This is a genomic window from Vibrio sp. Of7-15, from assembly GCF_022347565.1.
Lineage (GTDB): Bacteria > Pseudomonadota > Gammaproteobacteria > Enterobacterales > Vibrionaceae > NORP241.
Genome location: NZ_JAKRGH010000017.1, coordinates 54593 through 75674, shown reverse-complemented (window position 1 = coordinate 75674; position 21082 = coordinate 54593). Strand labels below are relative to the sequence as shown.

The window sequence follows — 21082 nt, the reverse complement described above, 5'->3', positions numbered from 1 at the left end:
GTTGCTGTATGTCAAACTGAGTTAGCCGATTACTCTTGAGGTACAACTTTCCCAATGTATGGTAAATGGCGGTATTTCTGCGCGTAATCGATACCCACACCAACTACAAACTCATCCGGAATAGCAAAACCAACCCATTTCACATCAACATGCACTTCACGACGAGAAGGCTTATCTAACAGCGTACAGATTTGAATCGAGTTAGGCTCACGTAGAGACAAAATTTCACACACTTTACTTAGTGTATTACCTGTATCAATAATGTCTTCCACCAGCAATACATCCTTGCCTTTAATGTCGTCATCCAAATCTTTTAAAATCCGAACATCGCGAGAACTTTCCATTGTATTGCCGTAGCTAGAGGCGGTCATGAAATCAACTTCATGTGGGATATCAATAGCACGAGCAAGATCTGCCATAAAGACAAATGAGCCACGTAATAGGCCAACCATTACTAGATTTTCAGAATTCTGATAATGCTCTGTGATTTCTCGACCTAAAACGCTAACGCGATCCTGAACTTCTTGCTCAGAAATCATTACTTCAACTGTATGCTTCATTTTATTCTCCCTCGGCTAAAGCTGCATATTCTCTAGCTGTCGGATTATTAATTAACTCGAAGATCTCTATTCTAGCATTGCAAAGCGCGTAGGTTAATTTTTACGTGAGTCAATTTTCTTTCGAGAAGTGCAATAAGTTGTTGAAGTATCAATAGCCCTATTGTACGATTATTATCCATATACAATAAGTTTACTAATAAATAATAATTTCAGTTGGCAAGGATATAACAAAAATATGGATACTTTAGTACAAAAAACACGTACTAGGCTTTCGCCTGAAAAACGTAAAGAGCAGTTACTTGAAATCGCAATCAGTGTATTTGCACGCCGTGGCATTGGCCGTGGTGGTCATGCGGATATCGCCGAAATTGCGAATGTTTCTGTCGCAACTGTGTTTAATTACTTCCCAACACGAGAAGATCTGGTGGATGAAGTATTAAATAAAGTAGAAAGCCGCTTTAGCCAATTCTTGGCTGATAGCTTAGTGGAAGATGCCCACATAAAAGAAAGCTTAGAGAACATCACCAATAACCTAATTGACGTGACGCTAGAGCAAGAAGATTGGGTGAAAGTATGGTTTGAATGGAGCTCTTCAACCCGTGACGAAGTATGGCCTTTATTCGTCAGCACCAACAAAGATAACATGAAACGTGTCGCTGAATTATTCGGCGCAGCCATGGTTAAGGGTGAGGTGTGCGACGAACATAACCCGAATGACCTAGCGAAGCTTTTACACGGCATTTGTTACTCTTTATACCTTCAGGCGAACCGCACCCCTGACAAAGAAAAATTAGAAAATTTAGTGGATAGCTTCTTGGCGATGCTATGCATCTATAAATAAAAATAGGCTTCTATGAAAAGGCCAGCTTGTCATAAGATAAGCTGGCCTTTGTTATTTTAGAATATATCGTTCTAATATCTTAGCTATGAAAACTACTCTCCAGCGATTTTCATTGATTCAATCAAAATCGAACCGGTCTGAATTTGAGATCGCGTTTCTACATCATTACCGACGGCCACGATGTTGTTAAACATCTCTGTTAAGTTACCCGCAATCGTAATTTCTGTGACTGGGTATTGGATCTGACCATTTTCAACCCAGAAACCGGCTGCACCGCGAGAGTAATCCCCCGTTACGGCATTCACGCCTTGGCCCATCAGTTCAGTTACCAGTAAGCCGGTATCCATCTTCTTAAGCATCTGCTCGAAGCTTTCGCCCGTCGATTTTACAAACCAGTTGTGAATACCGCCTGCGTGGCCAGTTGGCTGCATTTTCATTTTACGTGCAGCGTAACTCGTTAATAGGTATGTCGCTAACACGCCATCTGTAATAATTTCACGATCTTGCGTGATCACCCCTTCACTATCAAATGGGCTACTCGCCATACCACGAAGAACGTGTGGGCGCTCACTGATAGAGAACCAATCTGGGAAAATTTTCTCGTTTAACTTATCTAATAAGAAAGATGACTTTCGGTAAAGGTTTGAACCACTGATCCCCATCACTAGGTGACCTACCAGCCCTGTAGCGACATCAGCAGCAAACATAACCGGAACTTGTGTTGTTCCTATTTTACGAGCATCTAAACGCTCTAGAGTACGTTTAGCCGCTTCATGGCCAACAAACTCCGGTGTCCATAACTCATCACGGTGACGAGCCACGGTGTAGCTGTAATCTCGCTCCATTTCACCATTGGTGCTTTCTGCGATCATGCAACAACTGATACTATGGCGGCTCGTTGGGTAACTGGCCAACATGCCATGACTGTTACCATACACTTTAATACCGTAGTAACTGTCGTAACTAGCACCATCACTTTGCTTAATTTTGCTACTGTAATCTAAAGCCGCTTGTTCAGAAGCAATCGCCACTTTAGCAGCGTAGTCTGGCTCCGGCTCATCAGGATGGAAGAGATCTAAATCGGGAATATCTTTTGCCATCAGTTCTGCAGGAGCAGGGCCTGCACACGGGTCTTCTGATGTGTAGCGAGCAATATCGAGTGCCGCTTCTACCGTTTGTTGAATAGCAGTATCACTAAGATCGGATGTAGAAGCACTGCCCTTACATTGACCTCGGTATACGGTGATACCCAAAGCACCATCACTATTAAATTCAACATTTTCTACTTCACACATGCGAGTAGAAACGCTAATGCCGGTGGTTTTTGTGATAGCAACTTCTGCTGCGTCAGCCTGAGTGCCAGCCATTTCTAACGCTTTGGCTACCGCGGCTTCTAACTCAACCTGCTGTTGAGTCACTTGTTGTCTTGCGTCCATAAAAACACTTTATTTAGTCCAGATAATGTTAGGATAACACCCTACGCAATAAAATTGCGCCCCCAATCACGACTAAACTTGTTAAAATAAGGCATTAGATCCCTTTCTGGGTCACAGACACCAACGAGAACCCTTAATTATGAGCCGTAAAAACCAAAAAGCACCTTGGGAAGAGGAAGAAGAAATCATCTGGGTAAGTAAAACCGAGATGAAACGCGATATGGAAGAACTGCAGAAACTGGGCGAACAACTGGTTGATATTAAAGCCAGCACCCTAGAAAAGTTCCCGCTATCTGAAGACTTATTCGACGCGGTATTAGACGCTCAGCGTTTCAAAAATGAAGCAAAACGCCGTCAGCTACAACGCATTGGTAAACTAATGCGTAACGAAGATCCAGAGCCAATCCAAGCCGCTCTTGATAAACACTACAACAAGCACTCGCAAGCCACTGCTGAGCTGCACAAGCTTGAAACAATGCGAGATCGTATTGTTGCTGAAGGTGATTCAGCCATTGCAGAAGTTCTCAATAAATACCCAAACGCTGATCGCCAGCGTCTGCGTCAGCTTGCTCGCCAAGCCAATAAAGAAAAATCACAAAGCAAACCACCAAAAGCTTTCCGTGAGATTTTCCAAGTATTAAAAGAACTCGCAGAAGACGAATAACCGCGCTTTAGCTACATGAACAAACATAAAAAAGAGGCCGTATGTCATCATATGGCCTCTTTTCTTTTAAAGCTGTAAAGTCAAAGTAGAGTTTACTCTGTACCACCAACCGTTAACGCATCTAACTTCAAGGTTGGCTGACCAACGCCCACTGGCACGCTTTGGCCCGCTTTACCACACACACCCACACCACGGTCGAGTGATAAATCATTACCCACCATAGAGACTTGCTGCATGGCTTCAATACCAGAGCCAATCAATGTCGCCCCTTTAATTGGACGAGTAATTTTACCGTTTTCAATGAGATAAGCTTCTGATGCAGAGAACACAAACTTACCCGAGGTAATATCTACCTGACCACCGCCAAAGTTAGGTGCATAAATACCCTTTTCAACCGTTGAGATAATCTCTTCTGGGGCGTGCTCGCCAGGTAGCATGTAAGTATTTGTCATACGAGGCATAGGTAGATGTGCGTATGATTCACGACGGCCATTACCCGTAGGATCCACTCCCATTAAACGGGCGTTCAATTTATCTTGCATGTAACCTTTTAATACGCCATTTTCAATCAGCGTATTGTATTGGCCCGGAACACCTTCATCATCAATGTTCAAAGAGCCACGTAGATCCGTTAACGTACCATCATCCACAATCGTACAAAGTGGCGAAGTCACTTGCTCACCCACTTTACCACTGAACATCGATGAACCTTTACGGTTAAAGTCACCTTCTAAGCCATGACCAACAGCTTCGTGCAACAATACACCTGGCCAACCCGATCCTAGAACGACAGGCATAGTACCTGCTGGTGCAGCATCCGCTTCAAGATTCACTAATGCTTGGCGAATCGCTTCATCAGCAAAGTTGAGCGCGACCGTTTTATCACCTTCGGCTTTTAAGAAATGCTCATAGCCGTAACGACCACCACCACCAGAACTACCACGTTCACGTAAATCCCCCTTTTGGACCAATACGCTAATAGATAAACGAACTAGCGGTCTTACGTCTGTCGCATACGTGCCATCTAAAGCGGCAACCAAGACTTCTTCATACACACCATTTAGACTGACAGATACTTCCTGAACCAAAGGCTCTTTAGTACGGATGTAACGATCGATTTCTTCAAGTAGCGCGATCTTCTCTTGCTTATCTAAACTTTTTAATGGGTCAATCGGAGCATAGATACCACTACCTATAGTCGGAGCAAAAGCTTTAACTCGACCTTCACCGCCTTGTTGTACAATACCACGAGCCGCTTTTGCACTTTGTGTCAACGCATCTAGATTGATCTGATCTGAATATGCAAAGCCTGTTTTGTCACCCGCAACGGCACGAACCCCTACACCACGATCAATATTGAATGAACCGTTTTTAATAATGCTATCTTCCAGCACTAGCGATTCATGCCAGCAAGATTGAAAATAAATGTCTGCGTAATCCACATCACGCGTCGCAATCATGCCAAGAGTATTCGACAGTTCATCTTGATTTAGCCCAGCCATGGCTAACAAATTTTGTTCTACGCTATTTAAGCTCATTTAATTCGTGCTCTTATTTCTGGTGTAGGTGGCAGGTTAGCCGCGCATGTTTTGCGACTGGCATTTTTTGACGGATACCATCGCTGACCGAAATATCGATATCAGTGAGTAAGACACCCGTTCCTTCTTTCTGTTCCGCAACAATATTACCCCATGGATCTATCATCATGGAGTGGCCCCAAGTTTCACGTTCCGCGTTGTGCTCGCCCCATTGTGCCGATGCCAATAACCAACATTGAGTTTCAATGGCGCGGGCACGTAATAATACTTCCCAATGGGCACGACCTGTCACTTTTGTAAAGGCCGCTGGAACAACAATAATGTCAGCACCTTGTTGCCTTAATTCGCTGTACAGCTGCGGAAAACGAACATCATAACAGATTGAAAGACCTAATTTTCCAAATGGTGTCTCTACAACCTTGATTTGATCTCCTGCTTTAAAGGTATCAGATTCTCGGTAACTATGGTGCCCATCTTCCACATCAACATCAAACATATGCAATTTATCGTAAAACTCGATAAGTTGACCTTGATCGTCATACACCAACGAGGTTGCAGTGACTTCTCCACTTACCGTGAGAATTGGCATTGAGCCAACCACCAGCCAGATACGATAATGCCGAGCCATTTCAGACAATTGATCTTGAATTGGCCCTTTACCTAATGTTTCAGCATGTTTAAGGTAATCATCTCGGCTACCAAATACGACTGTATTTTCTGGAGTAACGACGAGTTCAGCACCTTGCAGCTGCAACCCCTTAAGTTTACGGGCTAAGTGCTCTAAGTTCTTCTCTGGGTCTTCCCCCGAGGTCATTTGAACCACGCCTATTTTTGCCATGTTTTACTCCTTCCTTGTCGCATTTACTTATTTGCTTCAGGTAGCACGTATTCACCACGACTACGTGAAATTTCCTTCACTTCCGGGTTTTCAAGTGACCCTTTTACTTCATATCGTACTTGAGTAAACACATCAATCACAGGCGAAAGTGCAGTGGTAATTGCAAATACATACAGGGCCGTTTGAGGCGTCACAGCAAACGCAGTCAGAACCGGGATCCCCGATGTCAGATCGGGTGTAAACTCCACTTCCGCATCCACTTGGCGGGAAGCTAAATTCGCCCTACCTTTAATTTGCATCAGACCAGCTGTTGCATCCATCTCTATGTTATTACTCACAAAGATACCTTTGCGCATTTTACCGCTGCCTGTGATGGAGTTAAACGGCATCCCATCGTCAAACACACCGGTAAAATCCAGCTTCATTTTACGAATAATAGAATCTAGGCTAAATAGGCCCAACAACCGCGCAGCTCCCGAGACATCAGAAATAACACCACTCCCTAACCGGGTGGTCATTTCTCCTGACAAAGTATCCACTCTCATCGACCAGGGTGCACCATCCCAGTTAAGATTTGATGTCATCTCAAACGGCGCTTTCTGAATGCCAGAACTGATCCCAAATCTCGCCATTAACTCTGAATTGTTTTTTCCATTCATGGACATGTTAAATTCAGATCGACTTATTCTGTCGGTCAAGGTCCAACGCCCGTTCAATTCAAACTTATTCGAACCACTGCTTACTGAAATGTCTTGCCATACCAACGCATCTTTTTCTCGCCTTAAGTGCGCTTCCACTTTTCCTAATTTATAACCTTGTAACCAAGCATCTGAAATAGAAAGATCAAATTCAGGGATCCACTCTTTAAACTCCCGATCAAAATCAGAAATTAATGGGCTATCTTCAGTAGCGTGATGGTACCTTATTTGCTCTTCATCTAGATTTTCCAGCTCAGAGAAATAAAGGTGTAATTTATCCAACTCGATTGAAACAGGTTGTCCTTCTTTCCATGAAACTTGACCATCCAATTCTTGGCTGCCAATGAGCACGTTCCACCCAGTCGGCTTTTTGCGTGCTGCAACGGAGAGATCATGCCACTCTAACCCTGCTAGCTCTAGCTGCTGCGTTTTAATGTTCACTCGTTCTGGTAGAGGTAACTCAGGGAAAGTACTGCCGCTTGAAGAACCAGACGAGGCTGAATCACCCCCTTTTAGAGCTTCAATCCAACTATCGGCATCAAAACGAGGGTGATTCAGCTGCACTGTATGACCAACAATAGGGCTTACTTTAAAATCACCTTTGCCTATCACAACGTTGCTTGCTTCAATCACTGGGCGCTCAGGCACAATATTAATTTCAGCCTGGTATTTTGCTTGTGGTAATGTCAACCGAGCAGACAGCGCTTCTTGGTTGCCGGATGCTTGAACTCTAGCGCTCGATGGCTTGCCTTTCGGTTTATCAAGGGGGAAAGGCAGCAGACTAGTCACATGCTGTAAGTTTGCTTTTAGATCCACTTGATAGGTAAAACCAATATCGGCTAACTGAACATCAAGCCCTAAATCCCAGCGGCTACGTCCTGAAACCTCTTTTAAAAGCTCATCACCAACATACGGCTTAAGCAGTTTCACCTCCCAGTTACCTGAAACGCCAATAGCGAGGTCATAATCTTTTTGCTGCTCACCAGTAAAGTCCACCGAGATAGGTTGATCCAGTAACGTCGCTGTCATCTCTTTCGCTGAAATAACATCGTTATCAAAATGAACTCGCCCGGAGACCGCTTCCAACACAATATTAGGCGTTTGAATTTCAACATCGTTTTTCTTGAGATCGGCGTAACCCCAAGCTCGAACATCATCACCATTAAATGGAATATCTAGTTCAAAAGTAGACGTTACATCACCTGCGACCTGTACCGTTGTTAATGCCGCTCCCACCGAGTCAACCAGCGGAGTAGCCATCATGTAATCACGAACCGCCGCTCCTTTTGCTTTGGCACTCGCCGTGATTTCCAAATGACCACCTTCACCAAGGTGCTCAACGTAGCCATCCACTTTCGTGGCTCTTGCTTCCATCAGACGAGCAGACTTAGACTCTAGATACATGGACGCATTTTCAAATAACAAATCGAGCTGTAAATCTTCCAATGGCGGCCATGCAGTATCAAAACTAAATTTTGCCTGCTCAATCCCCACGCCCGCTTGGAAAACACCTTCATTATTTAAATACGGGAAGTCACCTAATTCCCCATACCAAACCAATTGGGCTGTTTGGGCTCTGCCCCCTTGAATGGCCGCAGAAAGGTAATCCGTTAACTCTTGACCTAATGCGAGTGTCGGCAAGTAACGCCATGTTTCACCCGCATTGTAAGCGTCTGCTTCGCCATAAAACGAAAGTAAAGCCGAAGACTCATATGGAAAATCGAGAAAAAACTCGCCGATCACATTCAAATCCGGCGTGGTGACGGCAATCTTATCTGACCACAACTGCCAACCATCATCATTTATCTGCCAGTAAGCACTAACTTCACCATTATCAATAGGCAGTGGTGCTTGAAATACATCACCATATGGCAAAGTATCATCTACCAAATTAAGCGTTGCGGCTCCTGACGTTAAATCTCCGGCAAGGGTGACATTTAACTTATGGACTTCAGGTAACAACTCCCACTGCTTCATGGAAAAATGTTCAATATTCGCAGAGTAACGCAGCGGCTGTTGAGTGGATTGACTGATGCGTAAATCTTGCACTTTCCCTGCTGGCGCTAAAGTGGTCAGCCAGTTACTAATGCCTTCTGACTCAGGAAGCAGTGACAGTAGTGGTAAAAGTCGCTCAATGGCGGCTTGGTCAGAATTAAAAACCCATGATTCTGGTTGCCATGACAGACTCAAATTACTAAGTGGCCATGCTTCATCATCCGTTCGTAATGCTAACTTTGAAGAATGAATAAACAGACCATCGCCATCAGGTTGTAACTTAAACACCCCATCATCAATATTAAGCTTGTGAGGTTGCTCCCCATCTAACCATTGGATATGAGACGGCAATAACTGCACTAATGCATCAACAGGCAGGCCATTTTTTAATGTAATCCAGCTTTCTACACTCACTAGGCCAGATTGGATCCCCGTTTCTTCTTTCAAATAACGGTCAAGAAAAGGAACCACTGGGATTTTATTGGCTTGCAGGTAAAAATCGCCATTAATCGAACTTAACTGCCCCTGCTCTTCAAAGTTCGCGATCACTTTGAGCTGGCTAAGTTCACTATTCGCAATCCCAACCACCCCATCAGCAAGGTGCTTACCATCAATGTTCTTCCATTTTAGCGAGGTAATATCCAGTTGATACTCATCTTCGGCTAAAGAGCGAAAATGAATCTTAGAATCACGGACAGAAAAGTGGCCTAAGCGCACTAAAAATAATTGCTCAAGACTTTGTAAAAAGGTGGAATCGTGTCTATCTTCTGTGTTGTATGACAGTTCTCTCACATCCAGAACCAGTTTTTCGATACTAATATCAGCAAACTGGGGGCGAAGGGTAAGTAAGGACGACAATAAATCTAGCTGGAGTTCAACTTGTCCAATGTTCAGTAACGTTTTTTCCGTATCCGGTAACCCAAGAGTCACATTGGAAAGACTTAATGAAGGGTAAGTATTGCGCCAGTGGCCTTCCGCATTACCGATCGATAATGCCATGCCTGTCTCAGCCGCAACCCATGCATGGATCTCCGGTTGGTACTGATCCACTTTGGGTAATAAAATTCGTAATCCTGTGATACATAATGCGGCTACGACCAAAAACGTCAGCAGTAGCCACATAAAAAAACGTACACAGCGGGTGGTAATGGATGCCACTCGGTGACCTCTCTACATCATGACAACATCAAACTGCTCTTGAATATAGAGGGGCTCAGCTTGAATTTTAACTTGTTTACCAATAAAGACTTCAAGCTCAGCTAATGCGTGAGATTCATCACCTTCTAATGCGTCTGCAACCGCCACGGATGCATACACAACAAACTTATCTGCGTCGTAAGCACGATTCACACGTGTAATTTCACGTAAAATCTCATAGCACACACTTTCGACGGTTTTCACACTACCACGGCCTTCACATGTTGGGCATTCGCCACACAACACATGCTCAATGCTCTCGCGGGTCCGCTTACGTGTCATTTCCACTAAACCAAGCTGAGTAAAACCATTGATGTTCGTTTTCACACGGTCTTTTTCTAGTGCTTGTTCTAATGATTGCAACACTCGGCGACGGTGCTCTTCACTCATCATATCGATGAAATCAATGATAATAATGCCACCTAAGTTACGTAAACGGAGCTGACGAGCGATGGCCTGAGTTGCCTCTACATTTGTATTAAAGATAGTCTCTTCAAGGTTGCGACGCCCAACAAATGCACCAGTATTGATGTCGACAGTGGTCATGGCTTCCGTTTGATCGATGATCAAATATCCACCCGACTTAAGTTCCACTTTACGATCTAATGAACGCTGGATTTCATTTTCCGTGTCAAACATGTCAAAGATAGGTTTATCACCACCGTAGTACTCAAGCTTTTTGGTTAATTCAGGCACAAACTCAGACGTAAACTCTTTCAGCTTTTCAAACGCCATCTTGGAGTCTACGCGGATTAAATCCAACTCAGTGCCAACAAAATCTCGTAAGATCCGCTGATCTAAACCTAACTCGCCATATAACATGGACTTTGTTTTGTACTTTTTGCGGCGCTCAATCACTTTTGTCCACAAGCGCTTTAAAAAGGCCGCATCTTGGGCAATCTCTGCTTCTTTTGCCCCTTCCGCCGCTGTACGAATAATAAAGCCACCAAATTCGTCGCAGTAATCTGAAACGGTATTTTTCAACCTTGCACGCTCAGCTTCACTTTCAATACGCTGCGAAACCCCCACATGGCTGGCTCCGGGCATAAATACGAGATAACGTGAAGGTAAAGTAATGTCTGTGGTTAAACGCGCGCCTTTTGTCCCCAATGGGTCCTTCACCACTTGTACAACTAAGTCTTGGCCTTGCCTTACCAACTCAGAAATATCGCGAACTTGGAACTGTTGTTTTTCATTTTCCGACACACACTCAGTATGAGGGACAATATCGGAGGCATGAAGAAAAGCCGCTTTGTCTAAGCCAATGTCAACAAAGGCCGCTTGCATGCCCGGCAATACCCGGCTTACGCGACCTTTGTAAATATTACCCACGATGCCACGTCGAGCTTCACGTTCAATATGAACCTCTTGCAGCACCCCGCTTTCTATCATCGCAACCCGAGTTTCACTCGGCGTCACGTTTATCAATAACTCTACACTCATGAGCGCGCCTTAATTAATTTTGAATAAATTCGTGCATGAGCTGGTCAGTTTCCATCAATGGTAAGCCAACTACGGCGTGGTAGCTGCCCTCAATTTTCGCGACAAATCTGCCGCCGACTCCCTGAATCCCATAACTGCCAGCTTTATCGCAAGGTTCACCACTTTGCCAATAGGCTTCTATTTCTCGTTCTGACAGTGGTTTGAACCATACGGAAGTAGTCACTAACGTAGAAAGCATTTTACTGCTGTTTGCTAAGCTAACGGCTGTCATCACTTGATGTTCTTGCCCTGATAGCTGCGATAACATTCGCTTGGCATCTTGATAATCTTTTGGTTTTTCCAAAATGTCACCATTGAGCACAACGATGGTATCAGCACCCAGTACAGGTGTTGAATTAGACGTTAACTGCACACCAGCTTTGGCTTTATCTTGTGATAGACGTAAAACATAATCTTGCGGGGACTCCCCTTGTTGATGCTGTTCTTCAACATCCACCACAAGACGCTCAAATCGATAGCCAAGTTGTTCAAGTAGCTCTTTTCTGCGTGGCGATCCGGAAGCAAGATACAAATCTAAAGATGGCATAAGATCACCTCAATAATTAACGAATAGAGCAACGACGACGCACACGCCGTAATAATAAAAACATCCAAGGCCATAAAATAAAGTTAAGCAAACCTGCCCATAAATAGTGAGGATTAAATGACACCTCTTGGATCAGGTATTCTCCCCAAAACTCAATGATCTTGCCTAGCATAGATAAAATGGCTAACAAAATCGCTTGCTGCCACAATGCCATATTCCTAAGCATTTGAAAATTAAGAGCAACAATGTAGGCTAAGATAGCCATCATCATGCCACGAATTCCTAACGTTGACCCGAGCAAAAGATCCCAAATGAGACCAAGCACCATTGCCGTTCCCACGTTCACTCGGTGCGGAAGCGCTAAAATCCAATAAAAGGCCACCAACAGCACCCAAGATGGACGAAAGACTTCCAACATGCCTGGCCACGGCACCGCCTGAAAAACCAGAGCAATAAGAAAAGAGAGCCAAATAATCAATCGGCCTCGCATAAGACTATTGGCCATTAGCTTCTCCTTCGCCTTTTACTGCTGTTTCTGCAACAGACTCTGACGGCGCATCAGGCTCTGCCTTTAACTCTACTTTTGTTGGCCATACCAACAATAAATAACGTAACTTGTCGAATTCCACTGTTGGCTCTGCCGTCACCGTGGCAAAAGGGCGCTTATTATCAAAATCAATTTCTGTAATATAGCCTACCGGATACCCTTCAGGATATCGGCCCCCCAAACCAGAGCTAACCAGCAAATCCCCCACTTCAATATCAGTGCTGGATGGTATGTGCTCAAGTTGCAATTTATCAACTTGCTCGCCCCCCGAGGCAATCACACGAATGTCATTTCGCACCACTTGAACTGGAATGGCATTACTTGAGTCTATCAATAATAAAACTCGACTATTATGAGCACCAACGTAAATAATTTGGCCTACAATGCCTTTCTCATTGATAACGGGCTGACCTTCATACACACCATCAATATAGCCTTTATCAATCATAACTTGGTGGCTATAAGGTGCAGAATCCACAGCCATGACTTCCGTTACCATTTTTCGCTCATCACGAATAAACGGCGATCCTAATAGCTCACGTAAACGTTGATTTTCTTGTTGTAGTTGATCCAGCAAAAGCTGATTACTGTTCAAAACCAAAATTTCACGCTGCAACGCATTATTTTTCATCATTAGTACTTCGCGAGTATTAAAGCGACCATACAACCCGTCCAACATGGTACGAGGTAAGTTCGCTGCATACTGCAAAGGCGACACAATGCTATTGAGGAGATGACGGAAACCGGAAAAAGTATCTAAACGACTATCGGCCAGCATAAGACTGGCCGAAATCATAATCGCAAGAAACAAGCGCAACTGTAGAGATGGACCTCTACCAAAGATAGGCTTCATTCGTTACAACCTGCTTAGTTCATAACAAACGATTTATTCTTCACTGAACAGATCGCCACCGTGCATATCGATCATATCTAATGCTTTGCCGCCGCCACGAGCCACACACGTTAGTGGGTCTTCAGCAACAACAACTGGAATGCCTGTTTCTTCAATTAATAGACGGTCAAGATCACGCAGCAGCGCACCACCACCCGTTAGCACCATACCGCGCTCAGAAATATCTGAAGCCAGCTCTGGTGGACATTGTTCTAATGCAACCATGACAGCTGAAACGATGCCCGTTAATGGCTCCTGAAGGGCTTCAAGGATCTCATTTGAGTTAAGAGTAAAGCTACGAGGCACACCTTCAGCAAGGTTACGGCCACGAACTTCAATTTCACGAACTTCATCGCCAGGATATGCCGAACCAATCTCATGCTTAATGCGCTCTGCTGTCGCTTCACCGATTAAGCTACCGTAATTGCGACGAACGTAGTTAATTACCGCTTCATCAAAACGGTCACCACCAATGCGTACAGAAGAGGAGTAGACAATACCGTTAAGTGAGATAACAGCAACTTCCGTCGTACCACCACCGATATCAACAACCATAGAGCCAGTTGCTTCTGACACTGGCAGACCAGCACCAATTGCCGCCGCCATTGGTTCATCAATTAAGTACACTTCACGAGCGCCAGCACCTTGAGCTGATTCACGAATAGCACGACGTTCAACTTGGGTAGAACCACAAGGCACACACACCAAAACACGAGGGCTTGGGCGTAGCACACTGTTGTCGTGAACTTGTTTAATGAAGTGTTGAAGCATTTTTTCCGTAACATAGAAATCTGCAATTACGCCATCTTTCATTGGACGAATTGCGGAGATATTGCCCGGAGTACGGCCTAACATCTGTTTTGCATCATGACCAACAGCGGCCACGCTTTTTGCAGAGCCAGTGCGATCTTGACGGATCGCAACGACGGATGGCTCATCTAGGACAATTCCTTGCCCTTTTACGTAAATAAGAGTATTGGCAGTACCCAGATCAATTGATAAATCATTTGAAAACATGCCACGAAGTTTTTTGAACATAATCTTCGGCTAATCCTGAGAGCATTAAAATTCTGTAAATTCCGCTAAATGTACCAATGCCAAGCCATTACAGCAAGGCGAACGGTACTAAACCTGAACCAAATCAGACAAAATATATTTTTTTTAGTTCATGGCTCCAATCACATTGCTCTCTCCACGGAAAATTACCCGGTCATGACCTCGAAATAAACCAAACGTAACCATCGCTGATGGGTCTTCATCTCCCAAGCCACGCCAGTTGTATTGAAGCCATGGCTGCGCCGTATCTCGCTGCGGATTTTGACATACAACGCCACTTGGTATGGAGTTAGTGATTCGAAGCCAAAATCGCACTTTTTCTCGCAGATTTTCAGTGTTTGAATCCGCGACAGCTTGAAGGTTTTGAGCCTCTCCACGAATTACCGATCCAGAACCCATTAAATGACTATTCGAATCTACTTCTAGTGATTGCCACACCGTTTCAGTACAGATGTAGTTTTCATTTAACCCCGCATTACGAGCAGTAAAATAACTTCGGTTATCGTCACCATTAACCACAAAACGATCACCATTCCAAAATTCAACTCGCAGAGGGACATCAATACGTTCACCCGACTGCGCCGTTACATCTCCTAATGCCATTCGACCATAGCGCACACGAGCATGAGAAGTGTACGACTGCCCTTGTTCCGTACTGTTGTCTGATCGAGTTAACATCAAATTTCGTGGACTAAAATCCACAGGGTCCACCGTTTGTGACACATAAAAACCGTAGTTTTGATTACTCTCGTCAAATGGCCCATCTTCACGAGTGCTCAATGGTAACGTGCTTTGCGCTGCTCGACTGAAAGTAAAATCATTCAAAGTTTGGGAGAGAGAAGCACCTTGCCAAAACGTACCATCCCACGCATAGGTCGAGATCTTTTCAATACGACGAGAAAGATCATTCACACCAATGGCGGTAGGATCCACCACCATCATCGCCATACTGGCTTTCAAGTGAGTATCAAACGCACCATAGTTTGTCGTTCCCCGGTCAGCGCTGTTCCTCGCTTCAACAGCAAAGCGATGTATAAAGGGCTGGCCCATATACGCGAAACCCGTTTGATTATTTGGGTAAGTCCAACTGGTCTCGTTATCGACCATAGAAAAATAATTCGGGTAAATACGACCAAGAATAACCCCCGCAGACGGAACATTCAGCCCTGATGTTAAGTAGTTACTGTGGGTTGGCGACAATAGTACACTACCTACATTATCCCAGCTTAAATTACCTAACACTGAAGAGTTATTGTAGTCTTTCTCAAACGTAATCGCCGAAGTATTCAAGCTTCCAGCATCCCCCAGAGCGGGGGAATGAATAGCATGTTCTAATGTCACATCACCGCTGAATGCCAGCAGCCCAGGCTGAGAGCAAAAATACTTGGCATACCTTTCATAGCTTGAGAGGTTACTAGGGTTCATACTAGGAGCTTTTATTGCCCCTGACGCTTGATCGCCATAATTAGGCAACCAAGGTAAGGCTTTCACACTAAACTCAACATTATCGCCTGAGAAGGTTAATCCCTCCCCTCCGACTGAAGTACCATGAGGAAGTGGTAGACTCTGACTGCGAGCTTGGCACAAAGCAAACGAAAACGGACGATGGTAAAGTGCCAATGAATTTGAGTTAATCGATGAACCTGCATCGCAACCTTGCTCATTACACACACTCGGTCCAGACACCGATAACTCTACTTGCTGAGCTTCTGTATAGCTTGCCGTTAAATTTGTTGTTGATACACCTTGATTAAAGTCCACTGAAAGCGGCGTGTTACTCTGAATAGGCACGCCATTAATTTGATAACTCCCAATTAGGCTTTCCCCTGCTGATTTGCGCGTAAAATGCAAAGGAACCGCTGCCGACGTGTAGTTATCAATAGGATCACAGCTGAGAGAGTTTTCCCCAGACGAAACGGCCTTAACGGTTAAACCATATTGCCTTTTTGCGATTTGCCCGCCGTTGACATTATCAACATCATTTTGGCTATCTAATACAAACCCCTGCGCCAAAAACTGATAAGGCCCAGCTTTAATCACTTCCAAATGAGTATCGCTAACAGCTTGTGCACTAAGATACACGCTACCAGATTGTTTACTGAATAAAGTTAACTCCTTTTCCTCTGGATAAGAGAAAGTAAAACTTTTCGCCGATCCCACATCACCGCAAGTTGCGCTCGGCACTGTTCCTTTTGGCACAATACACGCCCCCACTTGAGAATCCTGATGTAGATCCAATCTGATATCACCCGCAAAATCACTGGGCAGCTGCGTAGACTGACTTTGCACTGATAACGAAAAATCAACCCCAGTGCACGATAAGCCACTACCACTCATCGGTGTTAAAACAAGTTCATCATCAACAGGAGGCTCAAAACAGCTGCCTGCCCCCACAATCTTTGCGTCATTATGGATTTCAATTTGACGAGCAGTCACGGCCCCCTCTACGGTAGAGCCGTTACTGAGTGCCACATTTTTCTCACTATAAAGCAAACCTGTAAAAAAAGAGTTTTGAGCAAAATCGATTCGGTCTGGGAAGATCGTTGTCGTGTAAGTAAATGGTAGATCATAAACTACGACCCCAAGGGTGGCTGTTTGCCCAGCAGAAAATGAGCTATTACTACTCAGGGAAAATCCTTTTGTATTGATGATCACATCTTGCCCAGGTGGAATTTCAATATCGCCAATAATGTTTAGGCTATCAATCCAGTATGTTCCTGAATAAAACACAGCCTTCGCACCATTTTCGACATACAAGGAGCCAATGCGCTCACTATTTTTAAACTCCTGCCTGCCACTATTAATATTCACAATTTCAAGCTCAGGCACAGTCGGTGTTTGAAAATCCTCCAGTGGCAACTTGGTGACCATCAAGCCCGGTTCACCAAAACACTCGGAACCTTCACAGCCTTTCTTATTCGAATCAGTAACTGCGGTGGGTGAAAAGCCAACAAAACGCTGCTGTTCAACTAACGAGGCACCTATAATTTGGCCACTATTCGCAATATAAAGAGACTCATTACCATTGTTTTGCCAGGTTTGCGCAGGACTTGGGAACAAAGAACACATTTTCGGCTTTTGTTGGTTTTCAAAAATAAAATAACCGACCGTTTCCGCTTTATGGCCACGCTCTTTGTCTGAGTCCATGTCTTCTTCGATAACAAAACTTACTTTATCTGCTTGCAAATCACAGCGCCGTAACCATCCTCCATCATTGCCACTTCGCGTATTTTTAGAGGCGATTAATATAGGCGCACTATCAAACGTCGCTTCAATGTTCGAATAAGCCTGACACTCATCAATCACAGGCTTATAAATTCTATCGTTACTGCCATTGGTATCAGCTGTTTGCCCTGATCCTAGCCAGAACTTTTTGCCATCGATGTAGCCACGCCCTATCCCAGCCACAAACGCTACTGTTTCATTTTCGGTAACGGAATGATTCTGTGTTTCTGAAAGCTCTATGGCATATTTAAAAGACCTCAAAGAGACATTTTTTACAACCGAAGTCATCCACTCTGGCTGCCCTTTCGCATAATGCTCACCATCGTCAGTCACATATACGTTATTGGTCGACTGAATTTGCGTTAATACACCTGGCAGTTGAACTCCAGACCCAGAAAGAGGCGTAAATGTAGATAACCCAAAAGATCTAAAATTAACTTTATGAAAAGCATTGCCATCTGTTCTGTGGACGGTCTTTTTCGTATCAAAACGACCTGCAAGAATTTGCGTTCCATTAGACAGTTTGATCACCCCCGGCTCAATGACAAAGTAGTCGATCGTCGTCATCGGCTTTTTATTAAAAATCGCACCGCTGCTGGCACTTCTTTGCCGAGATGGCGCGATAAACTGTCGAACATCGGCACTGGTTAACGAAACGTTCGTTACTCGCAAGCTAGAAGGCAGATCGGTGGTCTTCCTCACTGGGCTAGTATTGCTCTTTTCGATGGTAGGCATTAAAAAAACAAGCGGGGGCTGAGAGTAACTATTTGTAAACTGAATAGTGCACTCAGCCGAAGTGGTAGGGTAAAAACAATCGCTAACAGACAATCGGCCAAATTCAAATTTTCCGGTGCCCGCTAACGCAGCAAAAGACCACACCAAACTACTTAATAAACTAACAACTAATACCAATGTTTTCTTTATTGCCATGTGTTACTCAATACCTCTGGCCCAAACTTCCTGAGCTCTTCGAACTTCATGGCGATTGCTGCCACAAACTGCACTGCTTGAAACTCTAAAATGATTAATCGTATCGACCCCTTGTGATACTTGGTAAAGAGTACACTCTACTACCAGCCCTTGACAGCCATTAATACTCGCTATCATGGACGCAGCCGCCGATTGGGCAGACATTCCCGAACATACCCCTACGTCTGGTTGCACCGCAGGATCTCCAATCGGAAACAATTGATTTAGTCCCCACTCTGCTCCTGAGTGTGCAGCAAACCACGCCTTAGTTCCTAGGATTTCCTTGGTAACCGCATCTTGATTAGACCACTCCATTCGCATGAGGCTGCTAGCTAATAAAGACATCACCACAATCACAAAAACAACCACAATGATCAAACTGCCTTGTTGCCTTTTCGGCGAGCTGTGCACTAAAAATAATGGGCTTCGTTCTCTACATTTAAGGGACATTAATCACCTGAACATCATGCCTAAAATTACTGACTTCATCGTCATTGAAAAAATTAAAATTAAGATGGACTAAAGCCCCGCGCGTTAACGAAGGCGAATCAACAACAAACGCTTGATGCGCGGCGGATAATGAACCATCAATATTTTCTGCTACCTGGCTTAATACCGCGCCTTCCATACGAAACAAACGATTAGATAGCGTTAAACAATATTGAGCGGAATCTTGATAGATATAAAACCGCTGAGCGACTGACTCAGATGTGAATGGCGTTGCACCCGATGCTGGCGCAGGGAAACTCACAATACCGCTATTATTTGTCGTATTAACAGAACCAGATATCACCCCTGTAATCGATACAAACTGATTAGCTGTCGGATCAGTGAGATCCTCAACTCGCGTCGGGTTAATCACCAAGTTGCGATTGCCTTCATTAAGATCCGTTTCCCATGCGGGGGTTGCACCAGAAACCACGGTTTGCATCATTGCAATGTTCATTTGGGTGGCATCAGCTAAAGGAAAACCTAGATAAAATCCCGCATAATGGATGGGAGTAAATTGTAAGCAACTGCCTATCTCTCCCCCTACAATCTCATCAAGGTTTACTTGAAAGCTATTTGGAACCGCATGGCGCAACTCACGACTCATTTTTTCCATCACAAATTGCGCTTGAGTTTGTAATCGCTGTCTGTCCGCCGTATCCACATAGCTTTGAACACCTAACTGCAAAAAACTACTGATACCAAGAAACACAACACCAACAACGACGATCGTGATAACCAACTCAATAAGCGTAAAACCTAGGCCCCTTTTACGAAACGAAAAGCTCGATTTCATTAATAATTCCCTCGATAGGCATTAAACTCATATACACCATACCGACTGGTATCGACAGTTAAATTGATACGCTTAAAATCTCTTATAAGCTCATCATCAATCCCATCCAAATTACCATCATAAAATACCTCAATAATAAGCGTGAAGTTAGGGTATTCACTGCTCATATCCGCACCGAAGACATCGTTTAATGAGCCAATTGGCGTTCCAGCAGGCACATCAGCACACCCTGAAGCGCTTGTTCGCCAACAACCGATGTAATCATCGACATCCGTAAACGCTCCGGCCGCTTTTCCATCGCTGCCTAAACTATCAGGGGCGGTGCAGGTTGTAGAAACCCCTTCTAAGTCATCTTCCCCACAACGGATATAGCCACCATTTGGATCACTGTTATTGTCAAAATTTTTAGAAAGAATTTCAGTCATGGTGGCATGCGCTAATGCTGCTGCTCGAACTTGGTAATGAGGAGTTGCAGAACGCTGAGCTTGAGGGAATAAGAAAGTTAATAAGATCGTCATGGCAACCCCCATGATAACAATACCTATCACAGCTTCAATTAACGTAAAACCATTCTGATTTTCTCGACACAAAGGATCAGTTACAGGCATAAATAAACCCCTCATTATTAATGCATACAGAAGCTGATTCTCCACCAGTGGCTGCTGTCATCGTAATACGGCATGCACTGGTGATGGGATCGGTTGGTTCGTTATTACATACTCTGGCGGTTTCTACACTATTAATGGGGCGACCTAATAAATCAAAACGAATCGACGCGGGAATAGGGCCATTTGTCACACTAAAAGTCGCCCCTTTTAAATCATCAGAAATCAGTACATCGCTGAATGTATCGGCATCTCCACAGCCAGCGGGCCGCCCAAGGCGATTCAGTGTTACATCTAGTTGGCGACATTGGTCTTCAGGGGTGGTTACGTCATAGTTAGAATGCATACTGGCCAGCTGGATCTGCCGGATAATAGAAATGGCTTGCTCTTGTGCCACTGGGGCAGAAAAGCTGCTAGCACCGATAAAGCGGCTAGAAGCAGATAACCCAATAATACCGAGGATAATGATCACAATAATCAACTCCACTACGGTAAAACCTGAGTTGGCTTGCAAGGGCTTTGAAGTTCCCATAATCACTATACTCTTTCTCCCTTTGCTGCCATCGCCAAAACCCTACTTATGTTTCTATATGATTCAAGTAATTTAGCATTTTTAAACCCATAGCATAAATAAAAAGGGCCGCAGTAAAATGCAGCCCTTATGATATTATTTCGCTTACTAATACACCGATAATCTAAAAGTTACC

17 protein-coding genes are annotated in these 21082 nt (G+C 44.2%); 2 read left to right on the top strand and 15 right to left on the bottom strand.

Annotation, left to right across the window (positions count from 1 at the left end; translation table 11 throughout):
• Window positions 1-29 precede the first annotated feature (29 nt).
• Window positions 30-560 (bottom strand): hypoxanthine phosphoribosyltransferase, encoded by a 531-nt coding sequence (gene hpt / locus MHO82_RS16895; RefSeq protein WP_239185595.1) that lies wholly within the window; start codon window positions 558-560, stop codon window positions 30-32.
• A 235-nt stretch (window positions 561-795) separates the two neighbouring features.
• On the opposite strand from hpt, the gene MHO82_RS16890 reads away from it, so the two are divergent.
• Window positions 796-1401, top strand: a complete 606-nt coding sequence (locus MHO82_RS16890; protein WP_239185593.1) for a TetR/AcrR family transcriptional regulator — start codon at window positions 796-798, stop codon at window positions 1399-1401.
• A 92-nt stretch (window positions 1402-1493) separates the two neighbouring features.
• Here MHO82_RS16890 and pmbA read toward each other — a convergent pair whose 3' ends face one another.
• Entirely contained in the window at window positions 1494-2837 is a 1344-nt protein-coding gene (gene pmbA / locus MHO82_RS16885; RefSeq protein WP_239185591.1) for a metalloprotease PmbA, read from the bottom strand.
• A gap of 139 nt (window positions 2838-2976) precedes the next feature.
• Between pmbA and yjgA the strand changes: the two genes are divergently transcribed.
• Entirely contained in the window at window positions 2977-3501 is a 525-nt protein-coding gene (gene yjgA, locus MHO82_RS16880) for a ribosome biogenesis factor YjgA (protein WP_239185589.1), read from the top strand.
• Between the two features lie 92 nt (window positions 3502-3593).
• Here yjgA and tldD read toward each other — a convergent pair whose 3' ends face one another.
• From tldD to MHO82_RS16815, 13 genes are all read right to left on the bottom strand, one after another.
• The gene (gene tldD / locus MHO82_RS16875; protein WP_239185587.1) at window positions 3594-5039 is read right to left on the bottom strand and encodes a metalloprotease TldD; all 1446 of its coding nucleotides are present in this window, start codon (window positions 5037-5039) and stop codon (window positions 3594-3596) included.
• Between the two features lie 13 nt (window positions 5040-5052).
• On the bottom strand, window positions 5053-5877 hold the full coding sequence (locus MHO82_RS16870) for a carbon-nitrogen hydrolase family protein (RefSeq protein WP_239185585.1): 825 nt from the start codon (window positions 5875-5877) through the stop codon (window positions 5053-5055).
• Between the two features lie 23 nt (window positions 5878-5900).
• Window positions 5901-9692 (bottom strand): YhdP family protein, encoded by a 3792-nt coding sequence (locus MHO82_RS16865; RefSeq protein WP_239185624.1) that lies wholly within the window; start codon window positions 9690-9692, stop codon window positions 5901-5903.
• 48 nt (window positions 9693-9740) lie between these two features.
• The gene (gene rng, locus MHO82_RS16860) at window positions 9741-11210 is read right to left on the bottom strand and encodes a ribonuclease G (RefSeq protein WP_239185583.1); all 1470 of its coding nucleotides are present in this window, start codon (window positions 11208-11210) and stop codon (window positions 9741-9743) included.
• Between the two features lie 13 nt (window positions 11211-11223).
• Window positions 11224-11796 carry a Maf family protein gene (locus tag MHO82_RS16855; protein WP_239185581.1) on the bottom strand — a complete coding sequence of 191 codons (573 nt, stop codon included), beginning with the start codon at window positions 11794-11796 and terminating at the stop codon, window positions 11224-11226.
• A gap of 16 nt (window positions 11797-11812) precedes the next feature.
• A complete protein-coding gene (mreD, locus tag MHO82_RS16850) occupies window positions 11813-12301 on the bottom strand; it encodes a rod shape-determining protein MreD (protein ID WP_239185579.1) in 489 nt (162 codons plus the stop codon).
• Complete coding sequence (gene mreC, locus MHO82_RS16845; protein WP_239185577.1) at window positions 12291-13196, bottom strand: rod shape-determining protein MreC; 906 nt, start codon at window positions 13194-13196, stop codon at window positions 12291-12293. The genes mreD and mreC overlap by 11 nt, the downstream gene beginning before the upstream one ends.
• Before the next feature lie 33 nt (window positions 13197-13229).
• Window positions 13230-14273 (bottom strand): rod shape-determining protein MreB, encoded by a 1044-nt coding sequence (mreB, locus tag MHO82_RS16840; RefSeq protein ID WP_239185575.1) that lies wholly within the window; start codon window positions 14271-14273, stop codon window positions 13230-13232.
• A gap of 123 nt (window positions 14274-14396) precedes the next feature.
• Entirely contained in the window at window positions 14397-18446 is a 4050-nt protein-coding gene (locus MHO82_RS16835) for a DUF6701 domain-containing protein (RefSeq protein WP_239185573.1), read from the bottom strand.
• A gap of 3 nt (window positions 18447-18449) precedes the next feature.
• The gene (locus MHO82_RS16830; protein ID WP_239185571.1) at window positions 18450-18935 is read right to left on the bottom strand and encodes an MSHA biogenesis protein MshP; all 486 of its coding nucleotides are present in this window, start codon (window positions 18933-18935) and stop codon (window positions 18450-18452) included.
• The gene (locus tag MHO82_RS16825; RefSeq protein WP_239185569.1) at window positions 18925-19770 is read right to left on the bottom strand and encodes a prepilin-type N-terminal cleavage/methylation domain-containing protein; all 846 of its coding nucleotides are present in this window, start codon (window positions 19768-19770) and stop codon (window positions 18925-18927) included. Before MHO82_RS16825 ends, MHO82_RS16830 begins: the two co-directional genes overlap by 11 nt.
• Window positions 19770-20378, bottom strand: a complete 609-nt coding sequence (locus MHO82_RS16820; RefSeq protein WP_239185567.1) for a type II secretion system protein — start codon at window positions 20376-20378, stop codon at window positions 19770-19772. The genes MHO82_RS16825 and MHO82_RS16820 overlap by 1 nt, the downstream gene beginning before the upstream one ends.
• Entirely contained in the window at window positions 20365-20907 is a 543-nt protein-coding gene (locus MHO82_RS16815; protein WP_239185565.1) for a prepilin-type N-terminal cleavage/methylation domain-containing protein, read from the bottom strand. The genes MHO82_RS16820 and MHO82_RS16815 overlap by 14 nt, the downstream gene beginning before the upstream one ends.
• Window positions 20908-21082: the final 175 nt, after the last annotated feature.